Here is a 7,778-nt window from a genome sequence, read left to right as displayed (position 1 = left end):
GAGGTTGATAGGTCCGAGGTGGAAGCGTGGTGACACGTGGAGCTGACGGATACTAATAGATCGAGGACTTAACTAATATTTTTCTTGATTCGTTGTTTACTCTTATTTAGTTTTTAGGGTATAAGTACACCTAAAGATTCGGTTTAAAACCGAGGTCTGGTAGCAATAGCGGAGAGGTCACACCTGTTCTCATGCCGAACACAGAAGTTAAGTTCTCCAGCGCCGATGGTAGTTGGGGCTTTGCCCCTGCAAGAGTAGGACGCCGCCAGGCGAATTGAAATGCTAAGTTCACATTTATTGTGTCTTAGCATTTTTTTGTATATTGTTATAATGTTAGGGGGAACGCAAGAGTTTCTCTCTACTAATTAAGGAAAGATCATCATATATTATAAAAGAGAAGACATTGTGGGGAGGTGTGAACACTGGAATCATTTATTGAAGGAATGCTCGGGGAAGACTTCCTCCTTATTATGGCCCGTATACTGTTTGCGCTAATGTTGTCGGGTTTAATTGGATTTGAAAGAGAAATTAAAAATCACTCAGCTGGTTTTCGGACACACATTCTTGTAGGAGTTGGAGCATGTTTGATGATGCTACTATCTTTATATGGATTTGACGTGTTTATGGAAACACATGAGAATGTACAATTTGATCCAGCGCGTATTCCCTCATATGTTATCAGTGGTATTGGGTTTTTAGGTGCCGGTACGATCATAGTATATGGAGGTACAATAAGAGGATTAACTACTGCTGCCTCTATCTGGACAGTGGCAGGTATTGGCCTAGTCGTTGGCGCTGGCATGTATGCAGCTGCCCTTTTTACAACCATTGTTATTTTGTTAAGTTTAATCTTCCTTAATAACTTTGAAAAGCTCTTTAGAAAAGGGAGTACTTCCAACCTAATTCAAATTGTTGCACTACCCGATATTAAGGTGAATGATGTGGTATCCGCTTTTGAGAAGTTTAATTTGTCCATTAAGAATGTAGAAATTATTAAAGCAGAGCATGGTATACGGAACATCTTTATAAAAATTGATAGAAATGATCAGTTAAATAGAATTCACTTTTTTGAAGAGCTCTCTCGTATTGAGCATATAAAGAACATATCTGAAATTTGAAATCGAATAAACCAACAAAGAATCTTACAGTTTTATTTAGCTGTGAGATTTTTTGTAGGCTATAAGAGAAATCAGAGGTTTCGCCCTTGTGGTTTTTGTCTAAGATAAATAGGGAAAACAATTATTTGCATCTCTTGTGATTTGTCGTATAATAAGAATATAGTCAAAGATAGTCAAAGTCAAAAGCCTTTGTTGAAAAGGAGGTGCATAGTATGAGCAATATTTCCGACATCATTGAAAATTACTTAAAACAAATTCTTCAAGACAGAGGGAAAAATGCAATTGAAATAAAACGAAGTGAAATTGCCGATCAATTTCAATGTGTGCCCTCGCAAATAAATTATGTTATTAAAACAAGATTTACTGTGGAAAAAGGGTATATAGTAGAGAGTAAACGGGGCGGCGGAGGATATATTCGAATCATGCGTGTTATTCATCAAGACAATTCCGAACTTATCGATGAAATTATAAACATGATTAATCCAACGGTAACGCAGCAGGCAGCAATAGATGTTCTCGATCGATTACTCGATGAACAGCTTATTACAACACGTGAAGCGAAGATCATGCTAAGTGCCATAGGAAGGAATACGTTAGCGTTTCAACTTCCTTTGCGAGATGAAGTGCGCGCAAGGGTCTTAACGGCCATGCTGTCTACATTGAAATACTTAAATAAGTAAGGGGGGTTTTTCATGGAATGTCAGGAATGCCATGAGCGTCCTGCTACACTGCACTTTACACAATACGTTAACGGACAAAAAAGTGAAGTTCATGTTTGTGAGGTTTGTGCAAAGGAAAAGGGATATATGAACTATCCTGAAGAAGGATATTCGTTGCATAACTTACTTTCAGGCTTAATGAATTTTGATACCTCTACGATTAAGGGACCACAGCAAAATACTTTTCAGCAGGTACAAGAATTACAGTGCCCAAAATGTGAAATGACATTTTCTGAATTCAAACAGGTGGGGAAATTCGGTTGCGCTGTATGCTATGACACGTTTTCCAGTCGCCTGGACCCTATATTCCGTCGTGTTCATGCAGGGAATACGAAGCATCAAGGTAAGATCCCCAAACGCCAAGGTGGAGACCTGCATAATAAGAAATTAATGGAAGATTACAAGTCCAAATTAAAAAGACTGATTGAAGATGAAGCCTTTGAAGAAGCTGCAGAAGTAAGAGATAAAATAAAGGCGTTGGAAAATAATACACAGGATCCGGAAGAGGGTGATCCTTCATGACACTACAAAATTTTATGAATGAAGCAATTAGTCCTTGGATGCGTGAGGAAGGGCCTGACAGTGACATTGTATTAAGTAGCCGTATACGTCTGGCGCGGAATTTTGCGAATGTGTCCTATCCAATTATTGCAGACAAGGATAAATTGGAAGAGATACGTGATTTCTTTCGTGACAATTATGAGAATCAATCATTTGAGGAATATAAGGATTTCGCTTTTGTGGCGATAAGTGATTTATCCCCTGTTGAGAAACGAGTACTGGTGGAGAAGCATTTAATCAGCCCCCATCTTGCGGAAAACGCAGAAATCGCTGCAGCTTTAATTTCTGAAAATGAACAGGTTTCCCTAATGGTCAATGAAGAGGACCATATTCGTATCCAGTTGTACCTCCCAGGTTTCCAACTGGAAAATGCATTGCAGAAAGCTTTTACATTTGATGATTTCCTTGAAGAAAAAGTCAATTATGCTTTTGATGAAACGAGAGGTTACTTAACAAGCTGCCCGACAAATGTCGGCACTGGCATGCGTGCTTCTGTTATGATGCATCTGCCCGCTCTGGCAATGACCAAGCAAATTAATAGGATGATTCCAGCAATTAACCAGCTCGGCCTTGTGGTTAGAGGAATCTATGGTGAGGGCAGTGAAGCAATAGGGAGCATCTTCCAAATATCTAATCAAATTACACTTGGTAAGACAGAGGAAGACATTGTCGAGGACCTACAGAGTGTTGTAAAGCAGCTAATTGATCATGAGAGAAAAGCACGCAGTCGAATTATGGAGCAATCAAGAACCTCATTGGAGGATCGAATTTTCCGTTCATATGGAGTCTTGGAATACAGCAGAGTCATCGAATCAAAAGAGGCAGCTGTTTGTCTCTCCAATGTACGACTTGGTATTGATTTAGGATTCATTGAAAACGTATCGCGGAATATATTAAATGAACTAATGATTTTAACTCAACCAGGGTTTCTTCAACAATATGCGAAGCGTACACTTACCGCCAATGAACGGGATGTACTTCGCGCTTCATTGATCCGGGAAAGACTGCAATTGGAAAAATAGTTAGGAGGAATACAATATGATGTTTGGACGATTTACAGAGAGAGCACAAAAAGTGCTTGCCTTGTCACAAGAAGAAGCGGTCCGTCTCGGGCACAATAATATTGGAACAGAGCACATCTTACTAGGACTGGTTCGTGAAGGTGAAGGCATCGCTGCGAAAGCATTGCAGTCCCTCGGATTGGAAGTAGCAAAAATTCAAGAAGAAGTAGAAAAACTAATTGGTGTGGGCAAACAACCAATGCAATCTATTCACTATACCCCACGAGCAAAAAAGGTGGTAGAGCTGTCGCAGGATGAGGCAAGAAAGCTAGGACATTCCTATGTAGGAACAGAGCATATCCTTCTTGGTCTTATTCGTGAAGGTGAAGGGGTAGCAGCCCGAGTGCTTAATAATCTAGGTGTGAGCCTTAATAAAGCGAGACAACAGGTGCTTCAATTACTTGGAAGCAATGAATCGCAAGCAGGTCGCCAGGGCCGTGGGCAGCAGTCTAGTGCCAATACACCGACATTAGATTCACTAGCAAGAGATCTAACAGTAAGTGCGAAAGAAGGAAAAATAGACCCTGTTATCGGCCGTAGTAAAGAAATTGAACGTGTTATTCAAGTGCTTAGCCGTCGTACAAAGAATAACCCTGTTCTTATTGGTGAACCAGGTGTCGGGAAGACAGCTGTTGCAGAAGGTTTAGCTCAGCAAATTATTGACAATGAGGTACCAGAAACATTACGTGATAAACGCGTTATGACCCTAGATATGGGTACAGTTGTTGCAGGTACAAAGTATCGTGGTGAGTTTGAGGATCGCCTTAAAAAGGTGATGGAAGAAATTCGCCAGGCGAACAATATTATACTGTTCATCGATGAATTGCACACCCTAATTGGTGCTGGTGGTGCAGAAGGGGCGATCGATGCCTCCAATATTCTGAAACCATCCCTAGCACGTGGTGAACTGCAATGCATTGGTGCCACCACGATGGATGAGTATCGTAAATACATTGAAAAAGACGCAGCGCTTGAGCGTCGTTTCCAACCAATCCAAGTGGATGAACCAACATTGGATGAGACGATTCAAATTTTGAGTGGCTTGCGTGATAGATATGAAGCACATCACAGGGTAACAATAACGGACGAAGCGATTGAGGCAGCAGCAAATCTTTCTGACCGTTATATTACGGATCGCTTTTTACCTGATAAAGCAATTGATTTAATTGATGAAGCTGGTTCTAAGGTACGCTTGCGTTCTTACACCGTGCCACCAAATTTAAAAGATCTTGAACAAAAGCTAGAAGAAGTACGTAAAGAAAAAGACGCAGCTGTTCAAAGCCAGGAATTTGAAAAGGCAGCTTCTTTACGAGATTCTGAGCAACGCCTACGGGAAGAGCTAGATGAAACGAAAAATCAATGGAAAGAAAAGCAGGGACAAACAGATTCTGAAGTAACAGTAGAGGACATTGCTAGCGTTGTTTCCATCTGGACTGGAGTACCTGTGTCCAGATTAACGAAGGACGAGACTGACCGTCTGTTAAACATGGAGGACACCTTACACAAACGCGTGATTGGTCAAGAAGAGGCAGTAAATGCAATCTCCAAGGCGATTCGCAGAGCGCGTGCTGGATTGAAAGATCCGAAGCGACCAATTGGTTCCTTTATCTTCTTAGGACCAACAGGGGTTGGGAAAACGGAGCTTGCTCGTGCGCTTGCTGAGACCATGTTTGCCGATGAGGATGCTATGATCCGAATTGATATGTCTGAGTACATGGAGAAGCATTCCACCTCAAGGCTTGTTGGGTCACCTCCAGGTTATGTGGGATATGATGAAGGTGGACAGCTAACAGAAAAAGTCCGTAGAAAACCTTACTCTGTTGTCCTGCTTGATGAAGTGGAAAAAGCACATCCAGAAGTATTTAACATTCTATTACAAGTCCTTGAAGATGGAAGGTTAACCGATTCTAAAGGACGTTTAGTAGATTTCCGTAATACCGTGCTCATTATGACATCCAATGTGGGAGCAAGTGAGCTGAAACGGAGTAAGAACCTTGGTTTTACCCTTGGCGAAGAAGGCCAGGACTACAAAGATATGAAGGCTAAAGTAACAGAGGAAATGAAGAAAGCCTTCCGTCCGGAATTTCTTAACCGTATTGATGAAATGATTGTCTTCCATTCTCTTGAGAAGAAGCATATGAAAGATATTGTTACTTTAATGGTCAACCAATTACAAAGTAGACTAAAAGAACAGGATATCAATTTCTCCCTTACTGATAAGGCAGTAGAAAAAATTGCGAATGAAGGTTTTGATCCAGAATACGGTGCCAGACCGCTAAGACGTTCCATTCAAAAAAATATAGAAGACCTTTTATCAGAGGAATTATTAAAGGGCACCATAGAAAAAGGTCAAAAAATAAAAATAGGGCTGAACAGTAAAGGGGAATACACCTTACTGCCATAAATTAGTCGCTATGAGACATGGTAAAAGCAGTTTGCTAACTTAGCATGGCCTATGGAAGGAGCTAGAAGATTAACAAGAATCTTCTAGCTTTTTTCACAAGGCTTTTTTTAATCGGGATCCCATGCGCTACATAATTTGGGGGACTTAGTTAGTAGTTTTTCTTCCCAATCTATAGCTAAATGTGGCATGAATATGGTAATTTTTAATTGAATTGATAGGAACCTGTAACTTTATATCGGCTCAAAACGTATATAATAGAAACAAAGAAGGGAATAAAGAGATGGCAAAGCGAAAAACAAAATTTGTATGTCAAGAATGTGGATATGAATCTGCCAGATGGATGGGCAAGTGCCCTGGCTGTAACAATTGGAACACACTTGTAGAAGAAATAGAAGCATCTGGCTCAGCAGGAAAGCATACATTCAATATAGGGTCCAAATCAGCAGGTAAGCCAGAAAAGATAACAGCAATTGAATCACAAAAAGAGCCAAGGATCACAACGGCCATGAAGGAATTTAACCGTGTGCTGGGTGGGGGTATTGTGCCAGGATCCCTTGTTCTAGTTGGTGGGGACCCTGGTATTGGGAAATCAACCTTACTACTGCAAATTGCTTCCCAGCTTGCAGATAAACAATTAAACGTGCTTTATATCTCTGGAGAGGAATCTACACGTCAGACTAAGTTGCGTGCAGACCGACTCGGGGTAACATCAGACTTATTATATGTATTATCTGAGACAAATTTATTTGATATAGCAAAGCAGATTGAGGAAATAAAGCCATCATTTGTCGTAGTAGACTCCATTCAAACGATATTTCGTGAAGAGATATCAAGTGCCCCAGGCAGTGTCTCACAGGTTAGGGAGTCTACAAGCGAATTAATGAAGCTAGCAAAATCCAATGGCATTCCGATCTTTATTGTCGGACATGTTACGAAAGAAGGGTCTATTGCCGGACCGCGACTTTTAGAGCACATGGTAGATGCCGTGCTGTACTTCGAAGGAGAACGACATCATAGCTACCGCATTTTACGTGGTGTGAAAAACAGGTTCGGTAGTACCAATGAAATGGGTATTTTTGAAATGAAGGAAGAAGGACTTCGTGAAGTCATGAATCCTTCCGAAATATTTCTAGAGGAGCGGTCCCAGGGAGCGGCAGGTTCAACAGTCGTCGCTTCCATGGAAGGAACAAGGCCAGTACTTGTGGAAATTCAGGCACTTATATCTCCTTCAAGTTTCGGAAACCCACGGCGTATGGCAACGGGCGTTGATAACAATCGTGTTCCATTATTAATGGCAGTATTAGAAAAACGCGTTGGCCTTATGCTGCAAAACCAGGATGCTTATATAAAAGTTGCAGGCGGGGTTAAGCTTGATGAACCAGCAATTGATCTAGCAATTGCGGTAAGCATAGCCTCAAGTTTTCGCGATCAGCCAACTAAAGGTGAAGATATATTTGTTGGGGAGGTCGGTTTAACAGGAGAGATTAGAAGAGTATCCCGCATAGAGCAACGGGTACAGGAAGCGGCAAAACTGGGCTTTAAACGGGTTATTTGTCCTAAGAAAAACCTGGATGGCTGGACTGCACCAAAAGGGATAGAAGTAATTGGTGTTGATACGGTACAAGAAGCGCTTAAGGTAGGGCTAGGTCAATAGATTACCATTAAAATGGAAAACTAGTAAAAAAGGTTTGAAATAGAATTAGGAGTATGGTACCATTATACGTTTAACAAATTGATTATCACAAAAAAATATGCTATGATAACTGCCATAAACTGTATTTGCTTAATTACTAGATGCTTCTTAGACTGAGACTTTCTAACGCAGTGTACCGGTGTTCGGCAATAATTGGTAGTAAGCTTTTTTTTCTTATATAAGGGTTAGAATTAATGAAAAAGGTAATAATAAGGGTTAGGA

General features: G+C 40.7%; 6 protein-coding genes and 1 rRNA gene. All 7 read left to right on the top strand.

The genetic code is table 11. The features are described from left to right. Positions 1-155 precede the first annotated feature (155 nt). Positions 156-271 (top strand): 5S ribosomal RNA (rrf, locus tag ACTWPF_RS19000). Positions 272-443: 172 nt separating this feature from the next. Beyond that, complete coding sequence (locus ACTWPF_RS18995) at positions 444-1,118, top strand: MgtC/SapB family protein (RefSeq protein WP_199848510.1); 675 nt, start codon at positions 444-446, stop codon at positions 1,116-1,118. 212 nt (positions 1,119-1,330) lie between these two features. Further along, positions 1,331-1,798 carry a CtsR family transcriptional regulator gene (locus ACTWPF_RS18990; RefSeq protein ID WP_106895401.1) on the top strand — a complete coding sequence of 156 codons (468 nt, stop codon included), beginning with the start codon at positions 1,331-1,333 and terminating at the stop codon, positions 1,796-1,798. 12 nt (positions 1,799-1,810) lie between these two features. Beyond that, positions 1,811-2,359, top strand: coding sequence for a UvrB/UvrC motif-containing protein (locus ACTWPF_RS18985; protein WP_161464207.1), 549 nt, complete (start codon positions 1,811-1,813; stop codon positions 2,357-2,359). Continuing rightward, entirely contained in the window at positions 2,356-3,420 is a 1,065-nt protein-coding gene (locus tag ACTWPF_RS18980) for a protein arginine kinase (protein WP_106895403.1), read from the top strand. Before ACTWPF_RS18985 ends, ACTWPF_RS18980 begins: the two co-directional genes overlap by 4 nt. A 16-nt stretch (positions 3,421-3,436) precedes the next feature. Beyond that, positions 3,437-5,863 (top strand): ATP-dependent protease ATP-binding subunit ClpC, encoded by a 2,427-nt coding sequence (clpC, locus tag ACTWPF_RS18975; protein WP_106895404.1) that lies wholly within the window; start codon positions 3,437-3,439, stop codon positions 5,861-5,863. 280 nt (positions 5,864-6,143) lie between these two features. After that, positions 6,144-7,517 carry a DNA repair protein RadA gene (gene radA / locus ACTWPF_RS18970; protein ID WP_106895405.1) on the top strand — a complete coding sequence of 458 codons (1,374 nt, stop codon included), beginning with the start codon at positions 6,144-6,146 and terminating at the stop codon, positions 7,515-7,517. The last annotated feature ends 261 nt before the right edge of the window (positions 7,518-7,778 follow it).

This window comes from Oceanobacillus sp. M65 (assembly GCF_052246275.1).
Classification (GTDB): Bacteria; Bacillota; Bacilli; order Bacillales; family Amphibacillaceae; genus Oceanobacillus_B; species Oceanobacillus_B jordanicus.
The sequence above is the reverse complement of the archived record's forward strand: the minus strand, read 5'-3'. Positions and strand labels throughout refer to the sequence as shown.